Here is a 14,398-nt window from a genome sequence, read left to right as displayed (position 1 = left end):
ATTGTGTTTAACCAATAATCTAGAAATTTGGATGATAAGACAGCAAATACCATCGTTTGAACAGGCTGAGCAAATGCTTTTTAGCCTTAGACCATAACATATGAACGAAAGGTTGCATTGCTCAGCATCAATTAACCTTAACTAGCTTAGGTTGTAGGTATTCGATTTTTGTTGATGATCGTTCTTTAAATGAATAGCTTGAGGAGTGATTTTAAGAACAAGATAGTTAGGGTCGTCGACACCAGAAAACCAGGGCTCTAGTTCTTTATTCCATAATTTCTTCTTTATACTAGGATCATCATGAATTGAGCATTGGCCTTCTATTTCTACATACTCATCATGTGTACCATCAAAGGTAAATCCAATAATAAGATGCACATAAGGATTTTCTTCGATATCCTCTACTTTATGAGTTTGCTTTGCGGTCGCAGTATATAGAATAAATTGATCAGCAAAAAAAGTCATATATCGTGAATAGGGTCGATTTTGAGCAACAGTTGCCATTGTTCCAATTTGATGGTCAGATATGATTTTTTTAATTTTTTGTTCTAGAAGAGCATCTGTCATATTTATCACCTGCTAATAAGAATTTTATAGCTAGTATCGACTAAAAAGTTCAAATTATGCAGAAGAATAGACTGGAGTGAAAACAAGGATTAAGGCTAGAGTTGGACAAAAGGACAATGATGTGCGTGTGAGGATAAAAAAGCTTTCCAGTCAGAGATGCAATGACATCCATGTGGTCCTGACTGAAAAGCGATAGAATAAAGTGAAACTTCAGTCACCATCTAGAGATAACTATAAGCTTGCCTGATAAATAGCAACAGCGTCATCACGCGTAAGTGGTCTAAAGTTGCCAAATTGAGGTTTTGCTACAACTGTTTTATCTGCCATTTCTGCTATACTATTCACGGTAATTTTGTAATCGCTAAGACGGCTTGGAGCACCAATAGAATTCCAGAAAGCTCTCAGTGCTTTTATTCCTGACAATGCGAATTCGCGGTCAGACAAGCTTCCTTGTTCTAAATCAAAAACACGGCTAGCCATTTGCTTAAATCGATCCACGTTCGTATCGAGCACATGCTCCATCCAATGTGGGAATAGAATGGCTAGGCCACCGCCGTGCGGAATATCATGTACGGCTGAAACAGCATGTTCTAAATTGTGTGTAGCCCAATCGCCTTGATAGCCCATATTTACCATACCATTTAAAGCCATCGTACCACAGTAAAGGATGGTAGCACGATATTGATCACTATTTAAATCATTTAACAGTTTTGGAGCCGTTTCAATGACTGTTTTTAGTAACCCTTCTACCATACGGTCCTGTAATGGAGTATCGGATGTCTGGTGAAAATAATGTTCAAAGGCATGGGACATGATGTCAACGATTCCATACACCGTTTGGTCACGTGGTACAGTGATTGTATGGGTTGGGTCTAAAATTGAAAAGCGAGGATAAGTATATGGACTACCCCAGCCGTATTTTTCGTTTGTCTCCCAATTGGTGATAACACTACCACTATTCATTTCTGAGCCAGTTGCAGCTAGGGTAAGGACAGTTCCAAACGGCAAGGCAGCCTCGGCTGGATGCTTCTTTGTCACAATATCCCAAACATCATGCTCGGACTTTGCTCCCGCAGCAATTGCTTTTACACAATCAATCGTACTTCCACCACCAACAGCTAAAATAAAGTCAATGTTTTCTTGTTTGCAAATTTCAACACCTTTTCGTGCTGTTGTCACGCGAGGGTTTGGCTCGACTCCAGACAATTCAAAAACAGTTGCATTAATCTCATCAAGTAACTGGATCACGTTTTGGTAAATGCCATTACGCTTTATGCTTCCGCCACCATAAACGAGCAGAATCCGTTTACCATAATGAGGAATTTCTTCTTTTAAGTGTTGTAACGTATTTTTTCCGAAGATCAATTTTGTCGGATTATGAAAAATAAAAGAATCCATAATGTTTAATCGCCTCCTTTGTTTCTATAATGACAAGCCTATTCGTTGAAGTAAAGAAAAAAGCCTCCTATCTTTTTGGGAATTACGGAAAAAATAATCTGATTAAGTGAGTTTATCTGTACTATTATTTTTGTTGTCTATGTATATAACAGCATGATACAGAGGATTTATATCACTATGTATATTGACGTGTAGTATGCTTTTGGAATTTTAAAAACCTTTTATTGAAAAGTGATTAAACGATATCATTCTGTGTATACTAATCAAAATTTAACGCTATTTAAATTTTGAACAAAATATGAACATTTACTATAACAGTTTTAAAATGTGATGTTTTTCACTTTATTTTTGTTCCATTCGGATTTATACTTTAATTAAGTTAATCAATAACTCTAAGAGTGGATTGATTTAAATTTTGAGGAGGTAGCGGAAATGAAAGTAGCAGAAGAAGTTACAAAAAACGATCCTTGGAATGGTTTTCGCGAAGGTAACTGGCAGTCAGAAATTGACGTTCGTGATTTTATTTTAAAAAACTTCAGTCTATATGAAGGAAATGAAGAATTTTTAGCTGGACCAACAGAAGCTACTACTGAACTATGGAAGCAGGTTATGGAGCTTACTAAAGAAGAGCGTGAACGAGGAGGTGTCTATGACCTAGATACCAAAATCGTATCGACGATCATTTCACATGATGCTGGCTACTTAGATAAAGAAAAGGAAAAAGTTGTAGGTGTTCAAACAGATGTGCCATTTAAGCGCTCACTACAACCATTTGGCGGTATTCGAATGGCAGCTGTTTCTGCTGAATCATATGGCTATAAGTTAGATGAAGAAGTTGAAAAGATTTTCACAGAATATCGTAAAACACATAACCAAGGTGTATTTGACGCCTATACACCTGAAATTAGAGCAGCACGTCGTGCCGGTGTTGTCACAGGTTTACCAGATGCCTATGGACGTGGACGTATAATCGGTGATTATCGTCGTGTAGCCCTTTACGGTGTCGATAAATTAATCGAAGCTAAACAAGCCGACTTAGCCCTAATTGGTGGAAATGGCGTAATGTCAGATGACGTTATTCGTGATCGTGAAGAGCATTCTGAACAAATTCGTGCATTGCAAGAGTTGAAACAACTAGGCGAGATCTATGGTTTTGATATTTCTAAACCAGCTTCAAATGCTCAAGAAGCGTTCCAATGGCTATACCTTGGTTACTTAGCAGCCATTAAAGAGCAAAATGGTGCTGCTATGAGTCTTGGTCGTGTATCTACTTTCTTAGATGTTTATATTGAACGTGATCTTCAAAACGGTGTCTTAACAGAAGAAGAGGCTCAAGAACTGGTTGATCACTTTGTCATGAAATTACGTTTAGTTAAATTTGCAAGAACACCTGAGTACAATGAATTATTCAGTGGAGACCCAACTTGGGTAACAGAATCATTAGCTGGTATTGCTGAGGATGGTCGTCCATTAGTAACAAAGAACTCTTATCGATTCCTGCACACACTTGATAATTTAGGTCCTGCTCCAGAGCCAAACCTAACCGTGCTTTGGTCAGAAAAATTACCAGATAACTATAAAAAATATTGTGCAGCTATGTCGATTAAAACAAGTTCAATTCAATATGAAAATGATGATTTAATGCGCCCACACTATGGTGATGATTATGGTATTGCATGCTGTGTATCTGCCATGCGGATTGGTAAACAAATGCAGTTCTTTGGTGCACGCGTTAACTTAGCCAAAGCATTGTTATATGCGATTAATGGTGGTGTAGATGAAAAATCTAAAGCACAAGTTGCCCCTAACTATGCACCAATTACTTCAGAGTATCTAGATTATGATGAAGTGATGAAAAAATATGATACGATGCTTGATTGGTTAGCAGGCGTTTATGTAAATACGCTAAACATCATTCATTATATGCATGATAAATATAGTTATGAGCGAATTGAAATGGCATTGCATGACCGTGAAGTATTACGGACAATGGCTTGCGGTATTGCAGGACTGTCTGTCGTAGCTGACTCTTTAAGTGCGATTAAACATGCCAAAGTACGTACGATTCGTGACGAAAATGGTCTTGCCGTAGATTATGAAATCGAAGGCGACTACCCTAAATACGGTAATAATGATGATCAAGTCGATCAAATTGCGGCTAACTTAGTTAAGTCGTTTATGAACAAAATAAAACAGCATAAAACTTACCGTAATTCAATGCATACACAATCCATTTTAACGATTACATCTAATGTTGTTTACGGTAAAAAGACAGGTAACACTCCAGATGGTCGTAAAGCAGGTGAGCCATTTGCACCAGGTGCTAACCCATTGCATGGACGTGACACAAATGGTTCTTTAGCATCGCTTAGCTCTGTTGCTAAAATGCCATATGACTACTCATTAGACGGTATTTCAAATACATTCTCAATTGTGCCAAAAGCTCTAGGTAAAGATTTAGATACACAAAAAGCTAACTTAGCTGCTATGCTAGATGGCTATGCTAAGAAAAAAGGGCATCACCTAAATGTTAACGTATTTGATCGTGAAACATTACTTGATGCAATGGAGCACCCAGAACAATATCCACAACTTACTATTCGCGTTTCTGGCTATGCAGTTAACTTTATTAAACTAACAAGAGAACAACAAATTGATGTGATTAACCGGACATTCCACGAAAGCTTATAAGTATATTCAAAAATAAAGGAGAAGAATAGTCTTCTCCTTTATTAATCAAAAGGGAGGACGACTTTATGAAAGGGCGTATTCATTCAATTGAAACCCTCGGTACGGTAGATGGTCCAGGCTTACGCTATATTATTTTTACTCAAGGGTGCTTGCTGCGTTGTCAGTTTTGTCATAATCCAGACACATGGAAAATGACTGGTGGTAAGGAAATGACTGTAGCTGAGCTTGTTCAAGATATTAAAGAATATTTACCTTTCTTTGAGGCATCGAACGGCGGTGTAACGGTTAGTGGTGGAGAACCATTAATTCAAGCTGAATTTATCCTTGAGTTGTTCACAGAACTGAAGAAGCTTGGTGTTCATACATGTATCGATTCGTCGGGTGGATGTTTTAGTCGCTCTCCTCGATTTATGGATACCTTAGATAAGCTTATGGAAGTTACCGATTTAATCTTATTTGACTTAAAACAGATTGACCCTGACAAACATAAAGAGTTAACGGGTGTATCAAACGAGCATATTTTAGATATGGCGCGCTATCTAGATGAGAAGAATGTACCTATATGGGTCAGACATGTTCTAGTCCCAGGTGGTAGTGATGATGATCAGTTACTTCAACGTCTATCTGATTTTATTGCAACCTTATCTAATGTAGAGCGTATTGATGTTTTACCTTACCACAAACTTGGTGTTTATAAGTGGGAGAATCTTGGTCTTGATTATCCGTTAGCAGGTGTTGAACCACCTTCTGAAGAACGGGTAAAAAATGCCGAAGCTATTCTTAATCGTAAAAAAGTGATTGCATTAACTTAAACTTTAGCGGCAATGTTCAAATAGGTTCCATTACAACAAGTAGATTGGCTGTCAACTAGCTGATCACTATTTGGATCTTTTTGGAAAAAACTGTGTCATTAAATAATATACCTTCTATTCCTTATACTTCGTTAAATGAAAGCCGAATTAGCTTTCTCAGCTTGTTAACAAGTCCATTCAAGGGCGGTTGACAAGCTTTTTTTGTTAAAAAGACTCAGTTAATTTTGGTTGTTTCAGTAGTTTTAGGATAAACCTTTCTCGCAGCTATGACTTAACCCCCATTTCTAGATAAAACAAAGCGGTTCTTCTTAAGTTTTGTCTGAAGTCTAACATTAATTTAAAGTGGAGCTCGATAAAATTTAGTGTAAATACGCCAAGGCGCATTTGATAAAATTAAAAGAGAGGTTTATTTTTTAGCTAAAAAGGAATAGTAAAATAAAACAATAAAGAGGAGAGTGTGAATGAATGAGTAAAATTTTGTTTACTGCTCATGCCACGGCTCAAGGTGGCCGAGAGGGCCATGTTAAGTCCGATGATGGTCTAATTGATTTAAATTTGGTTGATCCGAGCGGAAAAAGTAATGCTGAAGGATCAAATCCCGAACAATTATTTGCTGCTGGCTATTCTGCTTGTTTTGACGGTGCCTTAAACCTGATTGCGTCACGGCAAAAGAAGAAGATCAACTCAAACGTAACTGCCGATGTCAGCTTACAAACAGACCCTCAAGATGAAGGATTTAAAATTGGCGTTGTACTAAATGTTGAAGTAGAGGGAGTAGACCAAACCGAAGCAGAAGAACTAGTAAAGCAAGCTCATGAGTTTTGCCCATACTCTAAAGCAACAAGAGGTAATATTGAGGTAAAACTTAATGTCACTTCAGTGTAGATTTTAAAAAGGCGGACAGGTGCAACTGTCTAGCCTTTTTTTACACGATAAGAATGAAATTTCGAAGTAGTAAAAAATCCGTAAGTACTAAGTATAAGAATAACTAACATATTCACAAAAAGATGAGTGATTTCGGGTTCATCTAAAGCTAGATACATGAATTAACCACTAATTACTTGGCAATGATCGAGCTCTAGAAAACGCCTGATCATCTCCTTTCCAACATACAGGGGAAGTTACCGAATTGAAGCTGAGTAGGACGAGATAACTATTGAAATTAGCATAGAAATACGGTTTTATTTGTACCTTCAATAATTAGCGACTATCGCTGTAATTAACTTAAAGGTGACAATTTTACAGAATTATGCAAAAAAGCTTGTATTTAATTGGATTCCATCATATATTACAATTATAGCTAGATGAATAAGAGCTGTGTTAAATAAGCGTACCACCTCCGTCAGAATACATTTATCACGTATTTTGACAGCTCTATTACTTAAGGTTATGATAATCGAGATGATTAAATTATAGAAATAATGATGTGATAAAATTAGCATTGAGGGGGATGATTGATGAAGACGGCTATTGTCTTTGCGTCTACCCATGGTACAACCATTTTAACGGCTACATACCTGAGTGAAAAGCTTTTAAAAAATATTGGGCTTATTCAATTACTAGAGGCTGAGCAGAAGGTAGACTTGACTAGGTTTGATCAAGTCATACTAGGTGGCTCTATTTAATTAGGGGAGATTCAACCTATAATGCAATAATTTATTGAAAGGGCATATGTAGAACTTTTGCAAAAACGTTTAGGGTTATTTTTATGCTGTTTTTTAGAACAAGAGGTAGCTGAGCACCAATTTAATCAAGCCTACCCTGAAGAGCTTAGACATCCATTCAATAGCAACATCAATCATTGGTGGTGAGTTAGATCGAGAGAAATTAGATCCACTCGATCGTTTGATAATGGATCAAGTAAACGAAAGAACATACAATACTCCTGGATTTTACTGAAATAGATTAATTTGTGGCAAGGTTAAATCGTTTCCAGGGGGAATAAGGAGGAAAAGTCATGTCAGGAGAAAAAATCTTAATTATCGGGGCCGGAAGAATGGCGACTGCGATCATTGTTGGCTTAAAAAAAGCAGATTTTAAAAATGTTATCGTATCAAATAATGGTAATACGACGCGTTTAGAAGCGATCGAAAATCGATTTAAAGTAAAGACAACGCTCAACTGGCAAGATTATGTGGCGGATCAGGATTTAATTATTTTGGCAATGCCACCAGAAGCACACGATCAAGTACTTAAAGATTTGTCCGCAGTTATGACAAACCAATTGATCGTTACTGTTGCAGCAGGAATTGATGTAACCTATATGCAGGAACGCTTACCTGAAGGAGCAGCGGTTGCATGGGTAATGCCGAACACAGCAGCAGCCAAAGGTGAATCCATTACGCTATTTGCTTCCGGCAAGCATGTAACAGATGAACAAGAGTATTATTTGGAAAAGATCCTATTTGGTATTGGGCAGTTTAAAAAACTAAACGAAGACCAGGTGCATGCCTTAACACCAATAACAGGTAGTGCTCCAGCCTTTATTTATCGGTTGGCTGATAATTTAGTTCAAGGTGCTTTAAATGCTGGAGTTTCAGAAGTAGTAGCTAAACAGCTGGTCGCGCAAATGATCAAAGGATCGGCAGAGATGCTGACATCGGATTTAAAGTGTGCCAAAGATTTAATTGATGAGGTTGCTAGTCCCGGGGGAGTAACTGCTGCAGCGTTATCGGTGTTCGATCAATATCAATTTGATGAAATGGTTGAATCAGCCTTAAAGGCTTGCTATAAAAGGGCAGAACAATAGATGTCACTCCTTTCTTGACATTGATAATCATTATCAATTAATATGTGAAGAGAGGAGTGGTGATCTGTGAAAATGGCTTTAGTTTTTGCTAGTATGTCAGGAAATACAGAAGAGATGGCAGAGGTAATCAAGGAGGAAGTAAAGGCTAATGGTTTTGGACTAGAAGTCTTTCAAATTGATATTGATGATATTATGGCCTTTGATTTGGTCAACTATGATGCAATTTTGTTTGGTACTTATACATGGGGTGATGGGGAGCTTCCTTATGAAGTGGAGTCGTTTTATGAAGATCTTGAAGAGCTAGATCTATCAAATAAGTTTGTCGGGCTGTTTGGATCATGTGACTCTTATTATCCCCGATATGGGACAGCCTTAGATATTATGGCAGAACGGTTTACCGAGATTGGTGCAGAAGTGATGGAAACTTTATTAAAAGTGGACTTAACTCCGGATCAAGCGGATGTTGAGCGTTGTCAGCAATTTGCCCGTCAGTTTATTGAACGGTTAGGTCAAAAGGCGCAATGAATGAAACTAGATGACGCTTTTTTAGTAGATTTGTGGCAATTATAACGGGAGAGTCGTATAATAATACTATTGATTATAATTGCAAGGAAAAGGATGGCATACATGGTAAAAGAAATTATATCTTGGTTAAAAGCAATTATTATTGCACTGCTAATTGTATTTGGTGTAAGACACTTTATAATGGAACCTTCTATTGTAAAAGGTGACTCGATGCTTCCGAACCTTCATGAAGGAGATCGGATTATTATTAGTAAGATAAGTTCAATAGATCGCTTTGATGAAATTGCATTTGTATCACCTGACACCGATGACAATTATGTCAAAAGAGTAATAGGCTTGCCAGGTGATCGAATTGTTATTGAAAATGATACCCTCTATATTAATGATGAACCGTATGAAGAAAGCTATCTTGATGATTTTAAAAGTCAGCTAGCTGAAGGGCAAATCTTTACCCAAGATTTTGATCTGGAAGCAGATTATGGCTATCAAGTCGTACCTGATGGAACGTATTTTGTTCTTGGGGATAATCGTCCGATTAGTCGGGATAGTCGTTCATTTGGTGTTATTAACGAGGATTCAATAATTGGAGAAGTTGTATTTAGAATTTGGCCCATTCAGGTAATTGGGCCAATTAAGCATTAACTTTAACAAAAGTCTCCCACTACTGCTATAAGTAGTAAGATGAATACCTATTTGTCTTCCATTCGGTCTCGGCTGAGTAAAGCTAAACCCTCTGGCGGATGCCGTTGATTTTCACTGGAGTTTTTTATCGAGCGAATCTCGATAGGCGCATTTGATTTTAGTTGACAGCTTATTGACTTCATGGTTTAGTATAATTACAATTTAATAATCTTAGATCCACTAGGGGCGCATTATTTGCTGAGATAAAGAGTTGACTCTTTGGTCCCTTTGAACCTGATTTGGTTAGCACCAACGTAGGAAAGTGGAGCTGTATTCTTTATATATATTAAAGGTGAAGAGAGCTGCTCCATGTATTTGGAGCGGCTTTTTGTAATTTTGTAAAAGCTTAATAAGTCAGAAAGAGGGAAAGTAATAACTTAGTGTGCTTGTAAAAATAATAATATGAAAAGGGAGGATTTTGAATGGTTAGTGTAAAAACAGCTTTAACGATTGCAGGTACTGATCCTACTGGTGGCGCTGGGATTCAGGCAGATTTAAAAACGTTTCAAGAGCGTGAGGTATATGGGATGAGTGTGCTAACTTCAGCAGTTGCTCAAAATACAACCGGTGTCCAGGCTGTTGCTCACATGCCCATTGACTTTATTGACAAACAGCTTGACAGTGTCATGACGGATATTAGACCAGATGCGATAAAAACAGGTATGATCGCAAAATCATCGATGATTGAGCTTATTGCTGATTATTTGGCACGCTTCCCCGATATTTCTTATGTGTTAGATCCGGTAATGGTAGCTACTAGTGGAGATGAACTAATCGAAAAAGAATCTCAGGCGATCATTCGTCGCTTATTAGTGCCATTAGCTACAGTAGTTACGCCAAATATACCCGAAGCGGAATTATTGATTGAAGAGAAGATCAGTACATTTAAAGAGATGGAACGTGCTGCACGAAAAATAGTCGATCAATTAGGGGCAAAGTCTGCCGTTGTAAAAGGGGGACACCTTTCGGATGGGGCAACTGATATTTTTTATAATGGCAAAACAATTGAATATTTAACAGCGGATCGATTTGAGACCGTACATACCCATGGCACGGGGTGTACCTTTGCAGCAGCTATTACAGCAGAATTAGCAAAAGGATTAGACTGCTTTGATGCTGTTAGGATCGCTAAGCAATTTATTACGGATGCGATCCGTTACCCGCTTAATTTAGGAATAGGAAATGGACCAACCAATCACTGGGGCTATCGCTTAAAGGGGCTACCGAGTCAAAGGAGTGAACATCACCATGGATAGGGTCGCAGCAATAATTGAACGGGTTAAAGAAACACAGCCACTGGTCCATAATATCACCAATCAGGTGGTGATGAATTTTACAGCTAATGGGCTTTATGCTTTGGGTGCAGCCCCTGTCATGGCTCATGATCGTCGTGAAGTTGCTGAAATGGCACAAAACGCGGATGCTTTGGTTTTAAACATCGGAACCTTAACAGAAGAGCTTGTCGAGGCCATGCTAATCGCAGGACAAGCTGCTAACGAGAAAGGAATTCCTGTTGTTTTAGACCCAGTTGGGGTCGGGGCAACAACATTTCGAACCGAATCAACAAAGCGTATTTTGGAGCAAGTTGATATAGCCATTATTCGAGGGAATGCAGGAGAAGTTAGTCAATTAGCAGGTATCGATGCCAAAGTTAGAGGGGTCGATTCGTCTGGAGAAATAGATCTTAAAGCGGTAGCCAAAACGGCCTTGGAAAATTTAAAGCAATCCGTTTTAATAACAGGAAAAGAAGATATCATTGCAGCTGATCATCAGTATGTATTGATCAATAATGGGACAAGCCTCTTAACGAAAGTAACGGGAACAGGATGTTTGCTCAGTGCTGTTGTGGCTGCTTTTTTAGCTGTTGAATCGTCAACCATCGATGCGGCTACTGCAGCCATTGCTTATTATACAATTGCTGCTGAGCAGGCAGCAAAGCAAGCTAAGTTACCGGGGCAATTTCAATATAGGTTTTTAGATGCCTTATCCTATACGACTAGTCAGGACGTTATTGAACGATTAAATATCACAAGTAAGGGTGAATTTAAATGAAATTTAGCCGGAGGTATCTAGATGCTTACTTCATACTAGGAAGTAAGGATACAGCTGGACGGGATCCGCTTATTATTTTAGAAAGGGCCCTCCAAGGCGGCATCACCTGCTTTCAATTTCGTGAAAAAGGGCTGGGAGCCAAACAAGGCACTGCCAAAAAAGAGTTGGCACAAGCGATGCAAAAGCGATGTAAAAAATACCGTGTTCCCTTTGTAGTTAATGATGATGTTGATTTGGCTATTGAATTAAATGCTGATGGGATTCATGTGGGACAGGAGGATGAATCCATTTACTCCATTAGACAGAAACTAACCAAAGACACTTTCATTGGAGTGTCGGCCACTTCAGTCGTAGAAGCAGTTCAGGCCTTGCGTGATCAAGCGGATTATATTGGGGTGGGACCAATCTTTCAAACAAGCACCAAAAAGGATGCCAAACAACCAATTGGACTAGAGGGGATTGTCAGGATTAGAAAAGCTGTAAATAACCTCCCGATTGTTGCTATTGGAGGTATCTCAGCAACGAATGTATCCGAGATTAGGCAGGCTGGAGCAGATGGTGTATCAATTATCTCTGCTATTAGTATGGCAGAGAATCCGTTTCAAGCAGCAAAGCAATTTCGTCATGAGAGCAAAATGTTTGAGTAAAGGTGATTAAGGTAAGTATACTAGTACCATCTCGAGGAGGGGATATTGATGCGATTAAAAGGGAAAAAAGTGTTGGCATTGTTAGAGGAAGATTTTGAAGATTTAGAGTTGTGGTATCCAGTCTTACGCTTACAGGAAGAAGGAGCAGTAGTCGATTTAGCAGCTTTAGAGGCAGATAAGGTTTACAAAGGGAAGTATGGTGTACCCGCTAAGTCTGATGTCAGTTTTTCCAACATTGAAGCAAGTCAATATGATGCTTTGTTAGTGCCTGGAGGATGGGCTCCGGATAAACTTAGACGCTATGACGATGTCTTAGCGATCGTGAGACACTTTGATCAAACCAAGAAAACGATCGGTCAAATTTGTCATGCCGGCTGGGTCTTGATTTCAGCTGATATCCTTAAGGGGGTTAATGTCACAAGTACACCAGGCATTAAAGATGATATGACTAATGCTGGCGCAAATTGGTTTAATGAAGCAGTAGTCGTTGATGGCCATATTATTTCAAGTCGCCGACCACCTGATTTACCATTCTATGTGAAGGCGGTAGCTGACCATTTAGCGGGACAATAGCAAGAGGCTATCCATTTGATATTTAGCTATTAATGTTATCTCAGTGTAACTGGCTGGGGCTGCGATTACTCGCCCCATCGAAGGGCTTTTGTAAGACTCCTGCTTCAAGAAATGAGGGAACAAGTCATGTCTAAGTGGGAGATCCAACAGCCAGTAACGGCCCGATGGTTCAACTAACGTTCAGTGGGGGAGAGAGGAAGCTGACTAAGCGACGTCATGGTCACAACGTCTGCACGAGCACATCCTATGCGTTGAAAACCCCACTGAACAAACACTTTATCATGATCAAACAGGAGGAAAAAGATTCGTATCCATCGTTAAGTGGTTGTGCTTAGGAAGGCACTTTGCTCTCGGATAGGTTGTTTAAACGATCAGCTAAGCCAAGTTCACCATGACTCGGAATCGTTTCTTTACTACCTAATGTATCTTTGAATTCATAAGCATTAACACTGTGTTCTGATGTGTCTAGTCCGTTAACTTCCTCTTCTTCTTCAACACGTATTGAACTAAATTTAGTTAGTAAATATGTGAATGTACCTACAGTTAGTGAAGTCCAGGCGATAACACTGATCACACCTAGTGCTTGAATCCCTAATTGATTTAAGCCGAAGCCATAGAATAAACCGGTATCGACAGAGAAGAAACCAATTGCTATAGTTCCCCAAATCCCACAGATTCCGTGAACGGTAGTTGCACCTACTGGATCATCAATTTTAAGTTTAGTGTCGATAAAGGTAATGCCTTCTACTAGAATGACACCAGAGATTAATCCGACAATAATTGAACCTACTATAGAAATCTCTGCAGTCCCTGCAGTAATACCAACTAAGCCTGCTAAGGCACCGTTTAACACTAGCGAAGCATCAAGTTGTTTGAAGCGAATGACCGAGTAAAGTGCAGTCGATAGAACAGCGGCGGCACTTGAAAATAAAGTAGTGGCAATGACTAACGGTACTAGGTTAGGATCAGCCTCTAACGTACTTCCACCATTAAAGCCGAACCAACCTAACCATAAAATAAATACACCTAACGCTCCCATTGGGATGCTGTGGCCAGGGATAACATTAACTTTATTACCTGTATATTTGCCGATTCTTGGTCCGAGAAATAAAAGGACGGTGATGGCGGCAACTGCACCAGTTAAGTGAACGACTGTTGAACCGGCAAAGTCACTAAAGCCTAGATTAGCTAACCAGCCATCAGCCCAAATCCAATGCCCTACTACTGGATAAACGATACTAGTCATCGCTAAAACGATTAAACAGTACATGCCCAGCTTCATTCGCTCTGCTACTGCACCAGAAACGATGGTAGCACATGTAGCCACGAACATAGCTTGAAAGACAAAGAAGCCGATGTCATCAACACCCATTAACAGAAAGCTATCAGATCCAATAACTGAGCCAGCTGATGCACCGAACATAATACCATAGCCAACTAAAAAGTAAAGGATTGGTCCAATACTAATGGTTAAAAAGTTTTTCATTATAATGTTGACAGAGTTTTTTGCTCGTGTGAAGCCAGATTCGACCATTGCGAAACCAGCATGCATAAAGAATACTAAAAATGCTGCGAGCATAATCCACATCATATTTAAGGCATCTATAGACGCAACCTCACCTGCTTCTGCAGCATATATAGGAGATGCTAGTAAGAAACCGATAAAAAATAAAAGTGCAACTTTCTTAAACATATGAATCCTC

At 38.9% G+C, this 14,398-nt stretch carries 14 protein-coding genes and 1 riboswitch; of the genes, 11 read left to right on the top strand and 3 right to left on the bottom strand.

Annotation, left to right across the window (positions count from 1 at the left end):
- Positions 1–141 precede the first annotated feature (141 nt).
- Positions 142–567 (bottom strand): pyridoxamine 5'-phosphate oxidase family protein, encoded by a 426-nt coding sequence (locus ASE01S_RS02490; RefSeq protein WP_067837751.1) that lies wholly within the window; start codon positions 565–567, stop codon positions 142–144.
- 231 nt (positions 568–798) lie between these two features.
- Positions 799–1,965, bottom strand: coding sequence for an iron-containing alcohol dehydrogenase (locus ASE01S_RS02485; protein WP_067837748.1), 1,167 nt, complete (start codon positions 1,963–1,965; stop codon positions 799–801).
- Between the two features lie 432 nt (positions 1,966–2,397).
- Here ASE01S_RS02485 and pflB point away from each other — a divergent pair, with 432 nt between their 5' ends.
- The 11 genes from pflB (at position 2,398) to ASE01S_RS02435 (ending at position 12,695) form a co-directional block, all read left to right on the top strand.
- Positions 2,398–4,656, top strand: coding sequence for a formate C-acetyltransferase (gene pflB, locus ASE01S_RS02480; RefSeq protein ID WP_067837745.1), 2,259 nt, complete (start codon positions 2,398–2,400; stop codon positions 4,654–4,656).
- 65 nt (positions 4,657–4,721) lie between these two features.
- Positions 4,722–5,468 carry a pyruvate formate-lyase-activating protein gene (gene pflA / locus ASE01S_RS02475; protein WP_067837741.1) on the top strand — a complete coding sequence of 249 codons (747 nt, stop codon included), beginning with the start codon at positions 4,722–4,724 and terminating at the stop codon, positions 5,466–5,468.
- Positions 5,469–5,933: 465 nt separating this feature from the next.
- Positions 5,934–6,353, top strand: coding sequence for an organic hydroperoxide resistance protein (locus ASE01S_RS02470; RefSeq protein WP_067837739.1), 420 nt, complete (start codon positions 5,934–5,936; stop codon positions 6,351–6,353).
- A 572-nt stretch (positions 6,354–6,925) separates the two neighbouring features.
- Positions 6,926–7,093: a flavodoxin domain-containing protein gene (locus ASE01S_RS15695; RefSeq protein WP_157065129.1), complete on the top strand. Its 168-nt coding sequence runs from the start codon at positions 6,926–6,928 to the stop codon at positions 7,091–7,093.
- Between the two features lie 332 nt (positions 7,094–7,425).
- The gene (proC, locus tag ASE01S_RS02465) at positions 7,426–8,217 is read left to right on the top strand and encodes a pyrroline-5-carboxylate reductase (RefSeq protein WP_067837736.1); all 792 of its coding nucleotides are present in this window, start codon (positions 7,426–7,428) and stop codon (positions 8,215–8,217) included.
- A 72-nt stretch (positions 8,218–8,289) separates the two neighbouring features.
- A complete protein-coding gene (locus tag ASE01S_RS02460; protein ID WP_245630313.1) occupies positions 8,290–8,742 on the top strand; it encodes a flavodoxin in 453 nt (150 codons plus the stop codon).
- Between the two features lie 102 nt (positions 8,743–8,844).
- Positions 8,845–9,384, top strand: a complete 540-nt coding sequence (gene lepB / locus ASE01S_RS02455) for a signal peptidase I (RefSeq protein WP_083511997.1) — start codon at positions 8,845–8,847, stop codon at positions 9,382–9,384.
- 211 nt (positions 9,385–9,595) lie between these two features.
- Positions 9,596–9,701: riboswitch (TPP riboswitch) on the top strand.
- Positions 9,702–9,845: 144 nt separating this feature from the next.
- Positions 9,846–10,679, top strand: a complete 834-nt coding sequence (thiD, locus tag ASE01S_RS02450) for a bifunctional hydroxymethylpyrimidine kinase/phosphomethylpyrimidine kinase (protein WP_067837727.1) — start codon at positions 9,846–9,848, stop codon at positions 10,677–10,679.
- Entirely contained in the window at positions 10,672–11,475 is an 804-nt protein-coding gene (thiM, locus tag ASE01S_RS02445; protein WP_067837724.1) for a hydroxyethylthiazole kinase, read from the top strand. Before thiD ends, thiM begins: the two co-directional genes overlap by 8 nt.
- Positions 11,472–12,122, top strand: coding sequence for a thiamine phosphate synthase (gene thiE, locus ASE01S_RS02440; RefSeq protein WP_067837721.1), 651 nt, complete (start codon positions 11,472–11,474; stop codon positions 12,120–12,122). Before thiM ends, thiE begins: the two co-directional genes overlap by 4 nt.
- 48 nt (positions 12,123–12,170) lie before the next feature.
- A complete protein-coding gene (locus ASE01S_RS02435; RefSeq protein WP_067837718.1) occupies positions 12,171–12,695 on the top strand; it encodes a type 1 glutamine amidotransferase domain-containing protein in 525 nt (174 codons plus the stop codon).
- A 331-nt stretch (positions 12,696–13,026) separates the two neighbouring features.
- Here ASE01S_RS02435 and ASE01S_RS02430 read toward each other — a convergent pair whose 3' ends face one another.
- On the bottom strand, positions 13,027–14,388 hold the full coding sequence (locus ASE01S_RS02430; RefSeq protein ID WP_067837715.1) for an ammonium transporter: 1,362 nt from the start codon (positions 14,386–14,388) through the stop codon (positions 13,027–13,029).
- Positions 14,389–14,398: the final 10 nt, after the last annotated feature.

This window comes from Amphibacillus sediminis NBRC 103570 (genome assembly GCF_001552275.1).
GTDB lineage: Bacteria > Bacillota > Bacilli > Bacillales > Amphibacillaceae > Amphibacillus_B > Amphibacillus_B sediminis.
Note: the sequence above shows the minus strand (reverse complement) of the source record. Positions and strands in the feature narration are given on the sequence as shown.

Coding starts and splice junctions, on each gene's coding strand:
- ASE01S_RS02430 (WP_067837715.1), bottom strand. CDS start 14,388: ATGTTTAAGAAAGTTGCACTTTTATTTTTTATCGGTTTCTTACTAGCA.
- ASE01S_RS02470 (WP_067837739.1), top strand. CDS start 5,934: ATGAGTAAAATTTTGTTTACTGCTCATGCCACGGCTCAAGGTGGCCGA.
- ASE01S_RS02485 (WP_067837748.1), bottom strand. CDS start 1,965: ATGGATTCTTTTATTTTTCATAATCCGACAAAATTGATCTTCGGAAAA.
- thiM (WP_067837724.1), top strand. CDS start 10,672: ATGGATAGGGTCGCAGCAATAATTGAACGGGTTAAAGAAACACAGCCA.
- thiD (WP_067837727.1), top strand. CDS start 9,846: ATGGTTAGTGTAAAAACAGCTTTAACGATTGCAGGTACTGATCCTACT.
- thiE (WP_067837721.1), top strand. CDS start 11,472: ATGAAATTTAGCCGGAGGTATCTAGATGCTTACTTCATACTAGGAAGT.
- pflB (WP_067837745.1), top strand. CDS start 2,398: ATGAAAGTAGCAGAAGAAGTTACAAAAAACGATCCTTGGAATGGTTTT.
- ASE01S_RS15695 (WP_157065129.1), top strand. CDS start 6,926: ATGAAGACGGCTATTGTCTTTGCGTCTACCCATGGTACAACCATTTTA.
- lepB (WP_083511997.1), top strand. CDS start 8,845: ATGGTAAAAGAAATTATATCTTGGTTAAAAGCAATTATTATTGCACTG.
- ASE01S_RS02460 (WP_245630313.1), top strand. CDS start 8,290: ATGGCTTTAGTTTTTGCTAGTATGTCAGGAAATACAGAAGAGATGGCA.
- pflA (WP_067837741.1), top strand. CDS start 4,722: ATGAAAGGGCGTATTCATTCAATTGAAACCCTCGGTACGGTAGATGGT.
- proC (WP_067837736.1), top strand. CDS start 7,426: ATGTCAGGAGAAAAAATCTTAATTATCGGGGCCGGAAGAATGGCGACT.
- ASE01S_RS02490 (WP_067837751.1), bottom strand. CDS start 567: ATGACAGATGCTCTTCTAGAACAAAAAATTAAAAAAATCATATCTGAC.
- ASE01S_RS02435 (WP_067837718.1), top strand. CDS start 12,171: ATGCGATTAAAAGGGAAAAAAGTGTTGGCATTGTTAGAGGAAGATTTT.